The organism is Pseudomonas faucium (assembly GCF_021602585.1).
GTDB classification, from domain to species: domain Bacteria; phylum Pseudomonadota; class Gammaproteobacteria; order Pseudomonadales; family Pseudomonadaceae; genus Aquipseudomonas; species Aquipseudomonas faucium.
The window spans coordinates 1-17,084 of record NZ_BQIP01000028.1; the positions used below are offsets into that span (position 1 = coordinate 1).

Annotated in this window: 20 protein-coding genes; 13 read left to right on the forward strand and 7 right to left on the reverse strand. The window is 63.7% G+C overall.

The genetic code is table 11. The features are described 5' to 3' along the window. The first annotated feature begins 347 nt into the window (after positions 1 to 347). Positions 348 to 1,235 (forward strand): threonine/homoserine exporter RhtA, encoded by an 888-nt coding sequence (rhtA, locus tag L6D75_RS23885; protein ID WP_176516249.1) that lies wholly within the window; start codon positions 348 to 350, stop codon positions 1,233 to 1,235. Positions 1,236 to 1,423: 188 nt separating this feature from the next. Next, positions 1,424 to 1,705, forward strand: coding sequence for a hypothetical protein (locus L6D75_RS23890; protein ID WP_176516251.1), 282 nt, complete (start codon positions 1,424 to 1,426; stop codon positions 1,703 to 1,705). A 49-nt stretch (positions 1,706 to 1,754) separates the two neighbouring features. Here L6D75_RS23890 and L6D75_RS23895 read toward each other — a convergent pair whose 3' ends face one another. Further along, positions 1,755 to 3,563, reverse strand: a complete 1,809-nt coding sequence (locus tag L6D75_RS23895; RefSeq protein WP_176516254.1) for an aminopeptidase P family protein — start codon at positions 3,561 to 3,563, stop codon at positions 1,755 to 1,757. A gap of 182 nt (positions 3,564 to 3,745) precedes the next feature. Here L6D75_RS23895 and L6D75_RS23900 point away from each other — a divergent pair, with 182 nt between their 5' ends. After that, on the forward strand, positions 3,746 to 4,864 hold the full coding sequence (locus L6D75_RS23900; protein WP_176516256.1) for a DUF3182 family protein: 1,119 nt from the start codon (positions 3,746 to 3,748) through the stop codon (positions 4,862 to 4,864). Further along, positions 4,848 to 5,618, forward strand: a complete 771-nt coding sequence (locus L6D75_RS23905) for an alpha/beta hydrolase family protein (RefSeq protein ID WP_176516258.1) — start codon at positions 4,848 to 4,850, stop codon at positions 5,616 to 5,618. The genes L6D75_RS23900 and L6D75_RS23905 overlap by 17 nt, the downstream gene beginning before the upstream one ends. On the opposite strand, the gene L6D75_RS23910 is transcribed toward L6D75_RS23905, so the two are convergent. After that, entirely contained in the window at positions 5,597 to 5,977 is a 381-nt protein-coding gene (locus tag L6D75_RS23910) for an antibiotic biosynthesis monooxygenase (protein WP_176516261.1), read from the reverse strand. The genes L6D75_RS23905 and L6D75_RS23910 overlap by 22 nt on opposite strands. A gap of 87 nt (positions 5,978 to 6,064) precedes the next feature. Between L6D75_RS23910 and soxR the strand changes: the two genes are divergently transcribed. Together soxR and L6D75_RS23920 are read left to right on the forward strand one after the other, a co-directional pair. After that, entirely contained in the window at positions 6,065 to 6,523 is a 459-nt protein-coding gene (gene soxR / locus L6D75_RS23915) for a redox-sensitive transcriptional activator SoxR (protein ID WP_176516263.1), read from the forward strand. A gap of 80 nt (positions 6,524 to 6,603) precedes the next feature. Beyond that, complete coding sequence (locus L6D75_RS23920; RefSeq protein WP_176516265.1) at positions 6,604 to 7,152, forward strand: cysteine hydrolase family protein; 549 nt, start codon at positions 6,604 to 6,606, stop codon at positions 7,150 to 7,152. A gap of 10 nt (positions 7,153 to 7,162) precedes the next feature. On the opposite strand, the gene L6D75_RS23925 is transcribed toward L6D75_RS23920, so the two are convergent. Next, complete coding sequence (locus L6D75_RS23925; RefSeq protein WP_176516267.1) at positions 7,163 to 7,726, reverse strand: helix-turn-helix domain-containing protein; 564 nt, start codon at positions 7,724 to 7,726, stop codon at positions 7,163 to 7,165. An 84-nt stretch (positions 7,727 to 7,810) separates the two neighbouring features. On the opposite strand from L6D75_RS23925, the gene L6D75_RS23930 reads away from it, so the two are divergent. From L6D75_RS23930 to L6D75_RS23960, 7 genes are all read left to right on the forward strand, one after another. Next, on the forward strand, positions 7,811 to 8,761 hold the full coding sequence (locus tag L6D75_RS23930; protein ID WP_176516269.1) for a DMT family transporter: 951 nt from the start codon (positions 7,811 to 7,813) through the stop codon (positions 8,759 to 8,761). 149 nt (positions 8,762 to 8,910) lie between these two features. Beyond that, complete coding sequence (locus L6D75_RS23935) at positions 8,911 to 11,826, forward strand: monovalent cation/H+ antiporter subunit A (RefSeq protein WP_176516271.1); 2,916 nt, start codon at positions 8,911 to 8,913, stop codon at positions 11,824 to 11,826. After that, on the forward strand, positions 11,826 to 12,170 hold the full coding sequence (locus L6D75_RS23940; protein WP_012315281.1) for a Na+/H+ antiporter subunit C: 345 nt from the start codon (positions 11,826 to 11,828) through the stop codon (positions 12,168 to 12,170). Before L6D75_RS23935 ends, L6D75_RS23940 begins: the two co-directional genes overlap by 1 nt. Then, entirely contained in the window at positions 12,167 to 13,846 is a 1,680-nt protein-coding gene (locus tag L6D75_RS23945; protein WP_176516273.1) for a monovalent cation/H+ antiporter subunit D, read from the forward strand. Before L6D75_RS23940 ends, L6D75_RS23945 begins: the two co-directional genes overlap by 4 nt. Next, positions 13,843 to 14,331, forward strand: coding sequence for a Na+/H+ antiporter subunit E (locus L6D75_RS23950; protein WP_176516275.1), 489 nt, complete (start codon positions 13,843 to 13,845; stop codon positions 14,329 to 14,331). Before L6D75_RS23945 ends, L6D75_RS23950 begins: the two co-directional genes overlap by 4 nt. Next, positions 14,328 to 14,606, forward strand: a complete 279-nt coding sequence (locus L6D75_RS23955; protein ID WP_016393160.1) for a K+/H+ antiporter subunit F — start codon at positions 14,328 to 14,330, stop codon at positions 14,604 to 14,606. The genes L6D75_RS23950 and L6D75_RS23955 overlap by 4 nt, the downstream gene beginning before the upstream one ends. After that, entirely contained in the window at positions 14,603 to 14,968 is a 366-nt protein-coding gene (locus L6D75_RS23960) for a Na+/H+ antiporter subunit G (RefSeq protein ID WP_176516278.1), read from the forward strand. The genes L6D75_RS23955 and L6D75_RS23960 overlap by 4 nt, the downstream gene beginning before the upstream one ends. 12 nt (positions 14,969 to 14,980) lie before the next feature. Here L6D75_RS23960 and L6D75_RS23965 read toward each other — a convergent pair whose 3' ends face one another. From L6D75_RS23965 to L6D75_RS23980, 4 genes are all read right to left on the reverse strand, one after another. Then, positions 14,981 to 15,193: a hypothetical protein gene (locus tag L6D75_RS23965; RefSeq protein WP_176516280.1), complete on the reverse strand. Its 213-nt coding sequence runs from the start codon at positions 15,191 to 15,193 to the stop codon at positions 14,981 to 14,983. Further along, positions 15,190 to 15,660 carry a hypothetical protein gene (locus L6D75_RS23970; protein WP_176516365.1) on the reverse strand — a complete coding sequence of 157 codons (471 nt, stop codon included), beginning with the start codon at positions 15,658 to 15,660 and terminating at the stop codon, positions 15,190 to 15,192. The genes L6D75_RS23965 and L6D75_RS23970 overlap by 4 nt, the downstream gene beginning before the upstream one ends. 360 nt (positions 15,661 to 16,020) lie before the next feature. Beyond that, on the reverse strand, positions 16,021 to 16,215 hold the full coding sequence (locus L6D75_RS23975; protein ID WP_176516282.1) for a hypothetical protein: 195 nt from the start codon (positions 16,213 to 16,215) through the stop codon (positions 16,021 to 16,023). 176 nt (positions 16,216 to 16,391) lie between these two features. Next, positions 16,392 to 16,796, reverse strand: coding sequence for a TraR/DksA family transcriptional regulator (locus L6D75_RS23980; protein WP_176516284.1), 405 nt, complete (start codon positions 16,794 to 16,796; stop codon positions 16,392 to 16,394). Between the last annotated feature and the right edge of the window lie 288 nt (positions 16,797 to 17,084).

Below are 17,084 nucleotides of genomic sequence, written 5' to 3' on the forward strand. Positions count from 1 at the left end.
CGAGAAACTCGTTTAGCTTCAAACACTTGGCTCGCTGCGATCTCTCGTAGCGGGAGGCGAATCATACAGCGTTTAGAAGCGCTGTCAACCACCTTTTCAACCGCTATCGATCAGACGATCGAAGCACCTCCAGCACTACCTGGACTAAGTAACTCATTGAATCTCAAGGAGTTTCTCGTTCCGACTACGCTGGAAGTGGGGCGCATTATAAGGGGATTCGAAAGCCCGTCAACCCCTGCCGTTCATTTATTTGAAAGTGCGCCCCCTTTGCACCTTGCACCGCTACCCAGCATTTGCGCACTATAGTGCTCACACAGCCCCACCCCTCTAAGGATTCCCTTCCACAAATGAACACCCAGCCTCGCAGCCTGGCCGCCATGCTCTTCCCTGTCGGCTTGCTGCTGATCGCCATGGCATCGATTCAATCCGGCGCCTCATTGGCAAAAAGCATGTTCCCCATCGTTGGCGCACAGGGCACCACCACCCTGCGCCTGGTATTCGCCAGCATCATCATGCTGGCGATACTGCGCCCATGGCGCGTGCGCATGACCGCCAGCACCCTGCGCAACGTGGTCATCTATGGCATGGCGTTGGGCGGCATGAACTTCCTCTTCTATATGGCTCTGCAGACCACCCCGCTGGGTATCGCCGTAGCCCTGGAATTCACCGGCCCGTTGGCCGTGGCCCTGTTCGCCTCGCGACGGGCTATTGATTTTCTCTGGATTGGCCTGGCCGTTGCCGGCCTGCTGCTGCTGATTCCAATCGGCGACAGCGGCCAGCCCCTGGACCTGACAGGCGTTGGTTATGCACTGGGGGCAGGAGTCTGCTGGGCGCTGTACATCCTCTTTGGCCAACGTGCCGGCGCCGAACATGGCATTCAGAGCGCGGCACTGGGCGTCGTGGTCGCGGCCCTGTTCGTGGCCCCCATCGGCATCGTCCATGCTGGCAGCGCGTTGCTCACACCCGCGCTCATTCCCTTGGCGCTGGGCGTGGCTGTCCTCTCGACCGCCTTGCCTTACAGCCTGGAAATGGTTGCCCTGACCCGCATGCCCGCACGCACCTTCGGCACCCTGATGAGCGTCGAACCTGCAATCGGGGCACTTTCCGGACTATTGTTCCTGGGCGAGGTACTGAGCGTAAGCCAATGGCTGGCCATTCTTGCCATCATTGCGGCCTCTGTAGGCGCTACGCTTTCGATGCGCCGCGACAGCACACCAGCAGTAGCCGCGGACTGATTTGAGAAAACTTTGCATTTGTGACGGCATTAGCCATTGTGGCGCCCCGCCTCGCTGATTAAGCTGTCACAAAAGCATAATCTTCACGCTATCTACTTGTATGCGCACGGATGCCGGGGAATTCAGGAAGAAACGCAGCGATAACCGAAGGGTAAGGCACAAAGCCAACCCTGCATTTAAGGACAGGAATGAAACGTATTTTGCTCATCCTGGCCGTTTTGGCCATTGCTGGATGCGCCGCGACGGCGAAGACTGAGGTCAAACAGGGGAAAAAGGGCCTGCATATCAACTGCTCCGGCCTCTCCTCGTCGTGGGACAAGTGCTACAGCAAAGCGGCCACCTCCTGCAGCAAGCGCGGCTACAAGGTCGTTGCGCGCTCGGGGGACACCGACGAAGAACCGGGTGACTACCTGTTTGGCATCAACCCTGCCGGCTACACCAGCCGCAGCATGATCGTCATCTGCAAGTAATAAAGAAGGGCAGCCCATGAGCTGCCCTTTTTAATAGCCTCCCGCCCTCTTACAACGGCGCAGTACGCGCCTGCAGCCAGGCCAGTGCGTTGCCCTTGAGCAATGGCGCAATACGTTCGCGCACGGTTGCGTGATAATCGTTGAGCCAGCCCAGCTCTTCCTGGGTCAGCCGTTCCGGCAGCAGGCAGCGGGTATCGATGGGGCACAACGTCAAGGTTTCGAAGTTCAGGAAGTCGCCGAACGCACTGTTGCCGGCTTCGCGGTTCACCACCAGGTTCTCGATACGTACCCCCCAGGCACCCGGGCGATAGGTGCCGGGCTCGATCGAGCTGATCATCCCGACCTGCATGGCTGTCTGCGGGGTGGTTGCCGCCTGGTAGGCGATGACCTGCGGCCCTTCGTGCACGTTCATGAAATAGCCCACGCCATGGCCGGTCCCGTGGCCATAGTCGACCTGGTCTGCCCAGATCGGCGCACGCGCGATGGCATCGAGCAGCGGCGAGAGAATGCCGCGGGGGAAGGTAGCCCGTGACAGGGCAATCACCCCCTTGAGCACGCGCGTGCAGTCCTGCTTCTGCGCAAGGCTCGGCGTACCCACCGGGACCATCCGGGTGATATCGGTAGTACCGCCCAGGTATTGCCCGCCCGAATCGATCAACAGCAAGCCATCCCCCTCGATTACTGCATGGGATTGCTCGGTCGCCCGATAATGCGGCATCGCGCCATTGCCATTGAAGGCGGCAATGGTGGAGAAGCTCAGCGAGACGAAATCGGGCCGACGCGCTCGTGCAGCGCTCAATTGCTCATCGATGGTCAGCTCGGTGATGACCTCCTTGCCCAGATGCGCCTCGAACCAGGCGAAGAATTCGCACAAAGCCGCGCCATCCTGCTCCATGACCCGGCGGATATGCACCAGCTCTTCGGCCCCCTTGCGTGATTTGCTCAAGGTGGTCGGGTTCAGCCCTTCGACCAACTGCACCTGGCCGTCCAGGTTCTTCAACAGGCCGCACGTCACCCGAGCAGGGTCGACCAGCAGCCGGCTGCCTGCAGCCAAACCTGCTAGCGCCTGCTGCACCTGCGGGTAGTCACGCACCTCGATGCCGTCCACCTCCAGCACATGGCGCAAGTGATCATCGAGCTTTTCGGCACCCACGAAGAGAATGGCTTGTTCCTGGCTGATCAGCGCAAAGGAGACAAACACCGGGTTGTAGGACACATCGCTGCCACGCAAGTTGAACAGCCAGGCGATGTCATCGAGGGTGGCCAGGAAATGCCAATCAACCCCCTTCTCCTTCAAGGTGCTGCGCAGCTGGGCCAGCTTTTCGGCACGGCTCACCGTGGCATGGGGCGGCAGGTGTTGGTACACCGGGTTGCCTGGCAATGCCGGGCGCCCTTCCCAGACCTTGCCCAGCACGTCAAGGTCAGTCACCAGCCGCACCCCACGAGCGCTCAGGCGCTCTTCGAGCTGACGCGCCGAAGCCAGGGCCATCACCGCGCCATCCACGGCCACGGCGCCGCCAGCGACGACGTTATCACCCAGCCACTCCAGCGCACCCGGCTTGCCCGGCTGCAGCTTCATCAGCTCGATGCCACTGCCCGCCAACTCTTTCTCGGCTTGCTCCCAGTAGCGGCTGTCGGCCCACAGCCCGGCAAAATCCGCCGTGACCACCAGCGTGCCGACCGAACCTTCGAACCCCGACAACCAGCGGCGCCCTTGCCAGTAGCCCGGCATGTATTCGGAAAGATGCGGATCTGCCGAGGGCACCAGCAGGGCATCCATACCCGCCTCGGCCATCACTTCGCGCACGCGCGCCAGGCGCTGCGGCACACTCTGCTCTATCGTGGTCTGAACGTTCATGCGCACTCCTGCGGACACATCTTGGTTGATCCAGGATGTCGATAATGGAGCAGCCATCCCAGCGCTGCAATCATCCAGGCCCAGGCAACGCCCGTGTGCAACGCCCCTACCTTCGATCGACTGCGGCTGAACTTCCCGCAGGCACAAGCTTCACAACCAGTACATTCCCTGCAGACAGGTCGATGCCCATGCCCAGCGCCTGCGACCCGAAGACTGCCGTCGTGCTGCTCGACACCCGCGAACACACCCCGGAGCACGAGCGCGCCGTACACCTCAAGCTCGCTGCCGGCCTGGCCCAGTTGCTGGGCTGTGCAACCGCGCACAACGTGCAAACGCCCAGTGCTGCGGACAACTTCTATTACCTGCCCACCGAAACCCTGATCGACCCGGCCCGCTACGCACCGATGGGCATCCGCAGCGAACAGGACCTGTTTGGCGGCCTGGTGAGCCATCCCTACATGGCCACCAAGGCAATTTCCCACCCGCTGCCTGCCAACGCCATGTTTCCTCCCGGCTGGACCGATACCTTCGCCCAGCAGGCCAGTGACGCCCTGCTGCGCGGCTACACCGTCTTCAGTAAAGCCGACGCCCGCCGCGCAGCGCAGTTGCTATTGCTCGATGGCCCCGTTCGGTTCAAGCCGGTGCTGGCCTGTGCCGGGCGCGGGCAGAAAGTGATCACCCAAGCGGAGCAACTGGAGCCGCTGCTGGCCGACCTCGATGACCAGGACCTGGCCCTCTGGGGCCTGGTGCTGGAAGAAGACCTGAGTGATGTGCAGACATTCAGTGTCGGCCAGGTCCGCGTTGCTGGCATAACCTGCAGCTACCACGGCACCCAGCAATTGACCCACGACCACCAGGGCACCGAAGTCTACGCAGGCTCCGACCTGTTAGTGGTGCGTGGCGACTACCAAGCCTTGCTGCAGCTGCCCCTGGAAGATCATCTGCGCCTGGCGATCAACCAGGCCATCATCTACGAGCAGGCGGCGGAGCTGCACTTCCCAGGCTTCATTGCATCGCGGCGCAACTATGACATCGCTCGCGGCAGCAATGCCCAGGGCCACCTGCGCAGCGGCGTGCTCGAACAATCCTGGCGCCCGGGTGGCGCCAGCAGCGCCGAACTGCTGGCGCTGCAGGCATTTGCCAGCGACCCCGCCCTGCAACGGCTGCGCGCCTCCACCCATGAAGTGTTCGGCAGCCACGACCTGCCCGCCGATGCCACCCTCTTCTATCAAGGAAACGACAGTGAACTCGGACAACTCAGCAAATTCGCGCGGATTCGCGAGCATGACCATTCAGAGTGAAAGCGTAGAGCTGCAGGTGGACAACGGCAGCATAGCCGGTACGTTGGTCAGCCCCGGCAGCAAGATGCCCGGCATCCTCTTCGTCCACGGCTGGGGCGGCAGCCAGCAGCGTGACCTGGCTCGCGCCCGGCACATCACCGGGCTGGGTTGCGTATGCATGACCTTCGACCTGCGCGGCCATGAGAAGACCGAGAACCAGCGGCTGACGGTAACCCGTGAACAAAATCTCAAGGACCTGTTGGCCGCCTATGACTGCCTGGCCAATCACCCCGCCGTGGACAGCAATGCCATCGCCATCATCGGCAGCAGTTATGGCGGCTACCTGGCCACCTTGCTGACCCTGCAACGCCCGGTGAAATGGCTGGCGTTGCGGGTACCGGCGATGTACTGGGATGACCAATGGGACACCCCCAAGCAAGCCCTCGATCGCCAGCGCCTCAACGCCTACCGCCAGCGCCCGCTCGGCCCGGCCGACAACCGGGCGCTGGCCGCCTGCGCGGAATTCGCCGGCGATGTGCTACTGGTCGAATCCGAGCAGGACGACTATGTGCCGCACACCACGCTGATGAGCTATCGCTCGGCGTTCATCGGCGCCCATTCGCTGACCCACCGCATCGTCGACGGTGCCGACCACGCGCTCTCCAGCGAAGAAAGCCAGAAGGCCTACAGCTCGATCCTGGCCGCCTGGATCAGCGAGATGGTGATCGGTGCGCGCCTGGACCGCTACCCGCACTACGCACCGTGGTACGCCTGACGCTCGCCCACCTGGCAATGCAGGCCGCCGTCGGCGCCGCGCACCAGGCTGCGTAGCGCCTGGTAGGCGGTAAAGTTGACACCCCGCGCCTGGTGCTGGCTGAGCAGGTCGAGAAACGGCTCTTGAGCAAAGCTTTGTGCCGCCGTCGCCCACGCCTGGCGCGACTGCCACTGCAAGTACTGCAGCACCCGGCTGCCGTCATCGCTGGCCTGCACGCTAACCCCCTGCAGCCCTTCGCAACGCAAAGCCAATTCCTCGCTGCGCGTGACCAGGGCCTGGGCCAATGCGGCCTGGCGCGAAACCGGCACTTCATATTCGATCATCTGGGTAAACCACAAAGCATGCGGCGTGGCCGTCATGGTCAGTCTCCTTGCTTCGGACGCTTGCAGCGCGATGGCCAGCAGGGTAAAACCTCCAGTTAACTCAAGGTCAAGAGCTTTTTGCGCATGCCACGCCCCACCTCGACAGCGCAGGACACCCAACTGAGCGTCGGCCAACTGGCCGCCCGCAGCGGCGTGGCCGTTACCGCCCTGCACTTCTATGAAACCAAAGGCCTGATCCACAGCAGCCGCAACACGGGCAACCAACGTCGCTACCCGCGTGCCATGCTGCGCCGCGTGGCGGTGATCAAGATGGCCCAGCGCCTGGGCATCCCGCTGGCCGAGATCGCCACGGCCCTCGCCACGCTGCCCAGCCACCACACCCCGACCGCCGAAGACTGGCAGCGGTTATCGGCGCGCTGGCGTGAGGACCTCAGCCGACGCATCGATGAGATGGTGATGTTGCGCGACCAGCTGGACGGCTGCATTGGCTGCGGCTGCCTATCGCTGAAGGAGTGCCCGCTGCGTAACCGCCAGGATCACCTGGCCGAAGCGGGCCCTGGGCCGCATCCACCCGCGCCGTGATTGCGCGCTATTTCCCGGCAGTACAGCGCTGCAGCACCTATAACTAGCGTCTGGTCACAACGATCGCCACAGGAGGCAGCATGAGCAAGCAGGCGTTGATCATCATCGACATCCAGAACGATTACTTCCCCGGCGGCAAATGGACGCTCGAAGGCGCCGAACAGGCCGCCGACAATGCCGCAAGGCTGCTGGCCGCAGCGCGCCAGCGCGGTGACCTGGTGGTGCATGTGCGCCATGAGTTCGAAGCGGCCGACGCCCCCTTCTTCGCGCCGGCATCGCCCGGTGCGGCGATCCACAGCAAGGTGCAGCCCCAAGAGGGCGAACCCGTGGTGCTCAAACACAAGGTCAATGCGTTTCGCGATACACCCCTCAAGGGCACCCTGGACCAGCACGGCATCGAGGCCCTGACCATCGTCGGCAGCATGAGCCACATGTGCATCGACGCTGCCACCCGCGCCGCGGCCGACCTCGGCTATGACGTCACCGTGGCGCATGATGCCTGCGCCACCCTGGCGCTGGACTTCGATGGCAAGCAGGTGCCGGCGGCGGACGTCCATGCCTCGGCAATGGCCGCGCTGGCGTTCGCCTATGCCAAGGTGGTGAAGACGGACGAGCTGCTGGACCGATGACAGGTCGCGATCAGATCACCACGTTGCGCACGAAGCGCGTGGTCACAGCGCTATCGTTGCGATACGCGTACCGGCAGTTGCTGGCAAACACATGGAACTGGCCGACCTGCAGGCAGTGCTCGGCCTCTTCGATGATCAGCGTGAGCTGGCCTTCGGCCACATAGATCTGCTCGCTCCACCCCTCGGCGTCGGCTTCGCTGACGTAGCATTCGCCTGGCGCCAGGGTCCACTCCCAGATTTCCACCTCGCGCCGCGCCGCGCTGCTGGCCAGCAGCACCGCCTTGCTCTGCGGGTGCACCCCTGCCCAGGCCAGTTCGTCGATACGGCTGGGGTCGCGCTGGTCGGGTGCCTGGATGAGCGTACTGAACGCCACCCCAAGGGCCTCGGCGATCAAGTCCAGGGTGGTCAGGCTGACATTCTTTTCGCCTGCCTCGATTGCCACCAGCATGCGCCGGCTGACCCCGGAGCGCTCGGCCAGCGTGGTCTGGCTCATGGCAGCGGCATTGCGCAGGCTGCGAACGTTGAAGCTGACATGCTGCAGCACCGACGCGCGGTGCGTGGATTCTTTGTGCACTATATTGCTCACTTACCCAGGTTGCGCAGTATACTGCCCACTTTGCGCCGATTGTGCGCCGCCCCCCTCTGAGTGTGCAAGCGCATGAGCCTACCGACCAGCAGCCCGAAGACCTCCCTGTCGTTTCGCCTGAGCAAGGCCGAAATGGTCCTGGTGTTCATCACCATGCTGTGGGGCGGCACCTTCCTGCTGGTGCACAACGTCATGACCGTCAGCGGCCCGATGTTCTTCGTCGGCCTGCGCTTTGCCGCGGCGGCCTTGTTCGTCGGCCTGGTGTCGGCGCGGGCACTGCCTGGGCTGACCTTCACCGAGCTCAAGGCCGGGGTGCTGATCGGCGTGACCATCATGCTCGGCTACGGCTTGCAGACCATGGGCCTGCAGACCATCAGCAGCAGCCAGTCGGCGTTCATCACCGCGCTCTACGTGCCGTTCGTGCCACTGTTGCAGTGGCTGGTACTGGGGCGCCGGCCAGGGCTGATGCCCAGCATCGGCATCTGCCTGGCGTTCATCGGCCTGATGCTGCTGGCCGGGCCACAGGGCGGCGCCCTGCATTTTAGTGAAGGCGAAGTGGTCACCCTGGTCAGCGCCGTGGCCATCGCCGGCGAGATCATCCTCATCAGCCGCTACGCAGGCCAGGTCGATGTGCGCCGGGTGACCGTGGTGCAACTGGCCACCGCCTCGTTGCTGGCGTTCCTGATGATCGTCCCGACCCAGGAGCGCCTCCCCGACTTCTCCTGGCTGTTGCTGCTCAGCGCGCTCGGCCTGGGAGCCATGAGCGCGGTGATCCAGGTGGCGATGAACTGGGCGCAGCAATCGGTATCGCCAACCCGCGCCACCCTGATCTACGCCGGGGAGCCGGTGTGGGCCGGGATTGTCGGGCGCATCGCCGGCGACCGCCTGCCCGGCGTGGCGCTGCTGGGCGGTGTGTTGATCGTGGTGGCCGTGGTGGTGAGCGAATTGAAGCTGCGCCGCACCCGCGAGGCCAGCGAACCCGTCGAGATAGCGCACGATCAGGAACACGAAACCGGCCGGTAAAGCGCGCAACTGCAGCTATGCTTTGTAAAAAACTGTTATAAAAAAATGGCTTGTCACGCCATGTTTGTATGATTCTGCGACAGCTTGCGTGTTGGTGATCACCTGCTCGGCACGTATGATCCTTGCAAACCTTTCCAGAATAGAACGCTATGTCATTGATAGTGCTACTGCTTCTGCCGTTCGTGGGCAGTTGCCTGGCAGCTGTGCTGCCGCACAACGCACGTAATGCCGAGTCCATCCTTACGGGGCTCGTGGCCCTGGTCGGCACGGTCCAGGTAGCACTGCTGTACCCCCAGATCGCCGACGGCGGCGTCATCCGCGAAGAATTCCTCTGGCTGCCCAGCCTCGGCTTGAACCTCGTGCTGCGCATGGACGGCTTCGCCTGGCTGTTCTCGCTGCTGGTGCTGGGCATCGGTAGCCTGGTGTCGCTGTATGCGCGCTACTACATGTCGCCACAAGACCCGGTGCCGCGCTTCTTCGCCTTCTTCCTGGCGTTCATGGGTGCCATGCTCGGCCTGGTGATCTCCGGCAACCTGATTCAGCTGGTGTTCTTCTGGGAGCTGACCAGCCTGTTCTCGTTCCTGCTGATCGGCTACTGGCACCACCGCGCCGATGCCCGCCGCGGCGCCTACATGGCGCTGATGGTCACAGGGGCCGGCGGCCTGTGCCTGCTGGTGGGCGCGCTGCTGCTTGGCCATGTGGTCGGCAGCTACGACCTGGACAAGGTGCTGGCCGCTGGCGATGTCATCCGCCAGCATGCGCTGTATCCCGTGCTGCTGCCCTTGATCCTGCTCGGTGCGCTCAGCAAGAGCGCGCAGTTCCCCTTCCATTTCTGGCTGCCCCACGCCATGGCGGCGCCCACGCCGGTCTCTGCCTACCTGCACTCGGCGACCATGGTCAAGGCCGGGGTGTTCCTGCTCGCGCGGCTGTGGCCGGTGCTATCGGGCAGCGAGGAGTGGTTCTGGATCGTCGGCGGCGCCGGCGCCCTGACCCTGCTGCTGGGCGCCTTCGCGGCCATGTTCCAGAACGACCTCAAGGGCCTGCTGGCCTATTCCACCATCAGCCACCTGGGCCTGATCACCCTGCTGCTGGGCCTGAACAGCCCGCTGGCCGCCGTGGCCGCTGTGTTCCACATCCTCAACCATGCCACCTTCAAGGCCTCGCTGTTCATGGCCGCCGGCATCATCGACCACGAAAGCGGCACCCGCGACATCCGCCGCCTCAGCGGGCTGATCCGCCTGGTGCCCTACACCGCGACACTGGCCATGGTGGCCAGCGCCTCGATGGCGGGCGTACCGCTGATGAACGGCTTCCTGTCCAAGGAAATGTTCTTCGCCGAGACCGTGTTCATTTCCTCGACCGCCTGGGTCGAGGCCGCGCTGCCAGTGATCGCCACCCTCGCCGGCACCTTCAGCGTCGCCTACGCCCTGCGCTTCACGGTCGATGTGTTCTTCGGCCCGCCCGCCCAGGACTTGCCGCACACCCCGCATGAACCCCCTCGCTGGATGCGTGCGCCGGTCGAGCTGCTGGTGCTCACCTGCCTGGTGGTCGGCATCTTCCCCGCACAATCGGTCGGCCCGCTGCTGGCCGCCGCCGCCCTGCCCGTGGTGGGCGGCACCCTGCCGGAATACAGCCTGGCCATCTGGCACGGCTGGAACGCCCCGCTGATCATGAGTCTGGTGGCCATGAGCGGTGGCGTCGTGCTCTACCTGCTGCTGCGCAACCAGCTGCGCCTGGGGCGCTTCCCGAACCCGCCGCTGATCGAGCGCTTCAATGGCAAGCGCCTGTTCGAACATGGCCAGGTGCGCCTGATGCTGCTGGCCCGGCGGGTCGAGAAGCTGCTGACCAGCCGCCGCCTGCAGTCGCAACTGTTCATGCTGGTGCTGGCGGCCTTCCTCGCCGGCCTCACGCCCATGCTGTACAGCGGCCTGAGTTGGGGCGACCGGCCCAAGATCCCGGGCTCCGGCGTGTTCGTCGCGCTGTGGCTGATTGCCATTGCCTGCGCCATCGGCGCTGCCTACCAGGCCAAGTACCACCGCCTGGCCGCACTGATCATGGTCAGCGTCTGCGGCCTGATGACCTGCATCACTTTCGTCTGGTTCTCCGCACCCGACCTGGCCCTGACCCAACTTGTGGTGGAAGTGGTCACCACGGTGCTGATCCTGCTCGGCCTGCGCTGGCTGCCACGGCGTATCGAAGGCGTCTCGCCTTTGCCCGGGAGCCTTGAGCGGGCGCGTGTGCGGCGCTTGCGCGACCTGGTGCTGGCCATCCTGGTCGGCGCCGGCATGGCCGTGCTGTCCTACGCCATGCTGACGCGGCCCACGCCCAATGACATCTCCTCGTTCTACCTGAGCCGGGCCCTGCCCCAAGGCGGTGGCACCAACGTGGTCAATGTGATGCTGGTGGACTTCCGCGGTTTCGACACGCTCGGCGAGATTACCGTGCTGGTGGCCGTGGCACTCACCGTGTTCGCCCTGCTGCGCCGCTTCCGCCCACCCAAGGAGAGCATGCAGCTGCCTTCCCAGCAGCGCCTGCTGGCTCCTGACGTGGTCACCGACCTGATCAACCCACGCCATGCCACCGACACCGCCCTGGGCTTCATGATGGTGCCAGCGGTGCTGGTTCGCCTGCTGCTGCCGATCGCCCTGCTGGTGTCGATGTACCTGTTCATGCGCGGCCACAACCAGCCAGGCGGCGGTTTCGTCGCAGGCCTGGTGATGTCGGTGGCGTTCATCCTGCAGTACATGGTCGCCGGCACCCAGTGGGTGGAGGCACAGATGAGCCTGCGGCCGCTGCGCTGGATGGGCACCGGGCTGCTGTGCGCCACCCTGACCGGGGTCGGTGCCATGCTGCTGGGCTATCCGTTCCTCACCACCCACACCGCCCACCTGCACCTGCCGCTGCTGGGCGACGTGCATGTGGCCAGCGCGCTGTTCTTCGACATCGGCGTGTACACCGTGGTGGTCGGCTCGACCCTGCTGATCCTCACTGCCCTGGCGCACCAGTCGGTCCGCGCCTATCGCCCGGGCAATTCGTCGAAAACCAGCCAAGCAGGAGCCGCCTGATGGAAGAAGTCATAGCAGTCGCCATCGGTGTACTGGCCGCCTCCGGGGTGTGGTTGATCCTGCGCCCCCGCACCTACCAGGTAATCATGGGCCTATGCCTGCTGTCGTATGGGGTCAACCTGTTCATCTTCAGCATGGGCAGCCTGTTCATCGGCAAGGAGCCGATCATCAAGGAGGGCGTGACCCAGGACCTGCTGCACTACACCGACCCACTGCCCCAGGCCCTGGTGCTGACCGCGATCGTGATCAGCTTCGCCATGACCGCGTTGTTCCTGGTGGTATTGCTGGCATCGCGCGGCCTCACCGGCACCGACCATGTGGACGGCCGGGAGCGTGACGAATGACAGGGATGAGTCAACTGATCGTCGCGCCCATCCTGTTGCCGCTGCTGACCGCAGCGCTGATGTTGCTGCTGGGCGAGAAGCATCGCCAGCTCAAGGGGCGCCTCAACCTGCTGTCGACCTTCACCGGCCTGGCCATCGCCGTCAGCTTGCTGCTGTGGGTGCGCACCCAGGGGCAGGCAGAGTCGATTGGCGTTTACCTGCCGGGCAACTGGCCAGCGCCGTTCGGCATCGTACTGGTGCTCGACCACCTTTCGGCACTGCTGCTGACCCTGACCGGGGTCATCGGCCTCAGTGCATTGCTGTTTGCCCGCGCCCGCTGGGATAGCGCGGGCGCCAGCTTCCATGCCTTGTTCCAGATTCAGCTGATGGGCCTGTACGGGGCGTTTCTCACTGCCGACCTGTTCAACCTGTTCGTGTTCTTCGAGGTACTGCTGGCAGCCTCGTATGGCCTGTTGCTGCATGGTTCGGGCCGGGCACGGGTGCGAGCAGGCCTGCACTACATCGCCATCAACCTGTTCGCCTCCTCCTTGTTCCTGATCGGCGCCGCCATGCTCTATGGCGTGACCGGCACGCTCAACATGGCTGACCTGGCGTTGAAGATCCCGCTGGTGCCGGAAGCCGACCGCGGCCTGCTGCATGCCGGCGCCGCGGTGCTGGCCATGGCGTTCCTGGTCAAGGCCGGGATCTGGCCACTGAACTTCTGGCTGGTGCCGGCCTATGCCTCGGCCAGCGCACCGGTTGCCGCGCTGTTCGCGATCATGACCAAGGTTGGCCTGTATGCCGTGCTGCGCTTGTGGACCCTGCTGTTCTCCGGGCAGGCAGGTGCCTCCGCGCATTTCGGCGGGCAATGGCTGGTGTATGGCGGCCTCGCCACCCTGGCCGTCGCGGCGCTGTCGATACTTGCAGCCCAGCGCCTGGAGCGCATGGCCGCTCTGAGCATCCTGGTCTCCGCCGGCACCCTGCTCGGCGCCATCGGTTTCGCCCAGCCCGCCCTGACCGGCGCGGCGCTGTTCTACCTGGTGAACTCGACCCTGGCACTGTGCGCGCTGTTTTTGCTCGCCGAGCTGGTCGAGCGCTCGCGCTCGGCCAACGAAGCGCCGCTGGATGACGAAGAGGACGCCATGCCGTCGCCGCTCGAGTCCTTGCACCCGCCCAAGGGCATCAACCTGGACGACGAGCAAAAGGCGGTGATCGGGCAGATCATCCCCTGGACGATGGCCTTCCTGGGCCTGAGCTTCATTGCCTGCGCCCTGCTGATCATCGGCATGCCGCCGCTGTCGGGCTTCGTCGGCAAACTGAACCTGATCAGCGCATTGTTCAACCCGCTAGGGCTGGGTGTTGCCGCCGAGCAACCGCTGCCTGCCGCGGGCTGGGGCCTGGTGGCCTTGCTGGTGCTGTCGGGCATGGCCTCGCTGATTGCCTTCGGCCGCGTGGGCATCCAGCGCTTCTGGAAGCCTGAAGAGCGGCCTTCGCCGGTTTTGCGCCGTTATGAATGCCTGCCGATCGTGATCCTGCTGGGCCTGTGCATCATCCTCAGCTTCAGGGCCGAGCCGTTGCTGCGCTACACCCAGGACACCGCCGCCAGCCTGCAGACGCCCGAGCGCTATATCGAAGCGGTGATGGCTGCACGCCCCATCCCGGGCCCGACCACCCTCGACGAACAGGTGCAGCCATGAGCCGATTGTTCCCTGCTCCGCTGCTGTCCGTCGCGCTGTTCGGCTTGTGGTTGCTGATGAACTTGTCGGTCAGCCCTGGCAACGTGCTGCTGGCCGCCGCATTGGCGGTACTGGCCCCGCTGCTGATGGCGCCATTGCGGCCACAACGCGCCCATGTGCGCCGGCCGCTGGTGATCGCCAAGCTGATCGCCCGCGTCGGTATCGATGTGATCGTGTCCAACCTGCTGGTCGCCCGTGGCGTACTGCGGGCCGGCAAGCAAGCGCCGCGCTCGGCGTTCGTGCACATCCCGCTCGACCTGCACGACGCCCACGGCCTGGCCGCGCTGTCGATGATCACCACCGTGGTGCCTGGCACCGTCTGGTCCGAGCTGGCCCTGGACCGCAGCGTCCTGCTATTGCACGTGTTCGACCTGGAAGACGAAGCGGCCTTCATCGAGCACTTCAAACACACTTACGAACGCCCGCTGATGGAGATTTTCGAATGACAGGCCTGCTCGCCAACGCAGTCCTCGCCAGCCTGTTCATCTTCGCCCTGGCCATGGGCCTGGCGCTGATCCGGGTGTTTCGCGGCCCGTCCGCCCAGGACCGGGTGCTGGCACTGGACTACCTGTACATCCTGGGCATGCTGATGATGCTGGTGCTGGGCATTCGCTATGCCAGTGACACCTACTTCGAGGGCGCTCTGCTCATTGCACTGTTCGGCTTCGTCGGCTCATTCGCCCTGGCCAAGTTCCTGCTGCGCGGCGAGGTGATCGAATGAGCCAGGCCCTTGAACTGCCGTTCTGGCTGGAGCTGGTGACGGCGGCACTGCTGTTGATTGGCAGCCTGTTCGCCCTGGTCGGTGCGATCGGGCTGGTGCGCCTGAAGGACTACTTCCAGCGCATGCACCCGCCGGCGCTGGCCTCGACCATCGGCGCCTGGTGCGTTGCGCTGGCGTCGATCCTGTATTTTTCGTGGCTCAAGCAAAGCCCGGTGCTGCACGCCTGGCTGATACCTATCCTGCTGTCGATCACCGTACCGGTGACCACGCTGCTGCTGGCGCGTGCAGCGCTGTTTCGCAAGCGCATGGCCAAGGAGCCGGTACCCGATGAAACCAGCAGCGGCGGCCATCGCGGTAACTGAGTGACGCTCGCCTCACTGCTGGGTGAGGCGCTGCAGCTCCCGTCGCACCATTGCCGCATAGGGCGGCGGGGTAAGCTGGTACAACTGTGCGGCCACCCAGCTCAACCAGGCGCCTTGCAGCGCTTCACGCCGAGCCAGCAGGGCTTCGGCCTGGGCTGTCGCCTGCGCCTGGTACTGCCGATGAAACGCGGCACGGCTGCCGGTTTCCTCGCCTGGCTCGCTCATTCACTGGCCTTGAAAGTGGTCAGTTCGCCCTTGCGCCATTTCGCGACCTTGCCGGTAACCGCCTTGAGCAGCTTGCCCAAGCCTTCCTGCACTTGCTGCTGGGCCGCGAACACCAGCATCACGCCCTGGCCTTCACGGAAGACGATGCCCTCACCTTCAGGTACCGAAACAAAGGCATAGTCGCCTACGCCGTAGACATTGAGCTTGATCTCGCGAAAGCGCATTTCCAACTTGCCGCCTTCGCGGCTGGGCAATACGGCTGCACGGAAATGATCCCCTACCTTCAACTCCAGGCGCTGCTTGTCATCGACAACCAATGCGCTATCGGTATCGATTTCGGCCATGTACAGGCCTTCGGGGTTTTGTTCGGTGACATATATGAAACGGCCTTGAAACAGCTTGGCCAACTTACCGCGCAAGTCGCCAAGTGCAAACAAGGCGTGGGTATCCAGTGTACTGACTGCCAATGAAGTAATCCTCAAACCGGTGACATCCGCCCTCACTCGGGCTCGGTGAAGTGCGGCCATTGCAATTCGATAGGCGAAAAAGAGTAATGAACCGAAGCGCGAAACGTCTGTGCCTGCTAGCGATACAGCACGCAGGAATCCTTACACACGCATGTCAGACATGGGCTTTGTACAGCCGTTCGACCTATTCCCTGAACGGAATAGCGTAATGCCTGACAATAAATCCGCCAGAAAGAGGCGATGGATACGGCAGACCCCCGGCAGATCGGGCGCGGCATCCATGAGCGCATTAGCGGGGATTAAATATGCACGAAAACACCGAAATCCGTCGAGCGCTAAAAGGCATTTATTCATCGAGGCTCAAGCAGCGTGGCCCTTGTGCAATTGCTGCAACCAGGCTGCCTGACACTCAAGCGCCTCTTCGCGAGTGGCAAATGCCGTACCACGGCGCTCGCCATTGACCAGCACCACCCAGCAAATGCGCTTGCCCAACGCCTGCAGCGTTGCCGGTACACCCGTACCGATCATCACGGCCACATCGACTCGGCTATTCATCATTCCCTCCGGAATATAATTAGCACCCTAACGATGTCGTCATGATACGCCCGCCAGGCGGGGATAAACAGCGCATTGCGGTACAGCAGCGTTACACGCCAAGCAATAAACCCCAGGCACAAGAAACGCAAAAAGCCCCACGGACTGCTCCGTGGGGCTTGGCACACCGCGCGCGGTCAGACCTGGCGCTGGTGGCGGTCGAGCTGCTCGTGACGTTCCTGCGCTTCGATGCAGTACTTGGTGGTCGGGCTGATCAGCAGGCGCTTCAGGCCGATCGGCTCACCGCTGTCGTCGCACCAGCCAAAGCTCTCGTCGCTGATACGGTCCAGGGCCATCTCGAGCTGCGGCAGCAGACGCTGGTCGCGATCAATGGCGTTGACCAGCCAGCTGCGCTCTTCTTCGACCGAAGCCACGTCGGCAGGGTCCGACGGGGTGTCCAGGCCTTCGATGGTGGCGCGGCTCAGCTCGATGCGTTCATGGGTTTCGACTTTCATCGCCTGCAGCAAGGCAGTGAAAAATGCCAGCTGATCAGCGTTCATGTAGTCATCGGCCGACATGGCCAGCAACTGTTCCTTGGTCATCGATTTCTCTATGAAAAAATGTGCATTTGGGCGATTCGGGTGCCGCCCAGGCTTCGGCCTGGGCAACGGAATTCTTCAAGCGCCAACCGGCACTCTTTTACAGGGGGCGGCAGTCTAAGGCGCCACGTCGCCAGGGGCAACACCAATAAAGAAGGAAATGACCGAAATGACCGGGTTTCCCCCTGCCACCCGTCATTTCCCGCCTGATCGGAGCAATGGCCCGGGCCGGCACGAATACCGGGCAGTACCCCGGTAGCCCCCGCCCCTGCTGCATGAACGGCCCAATGG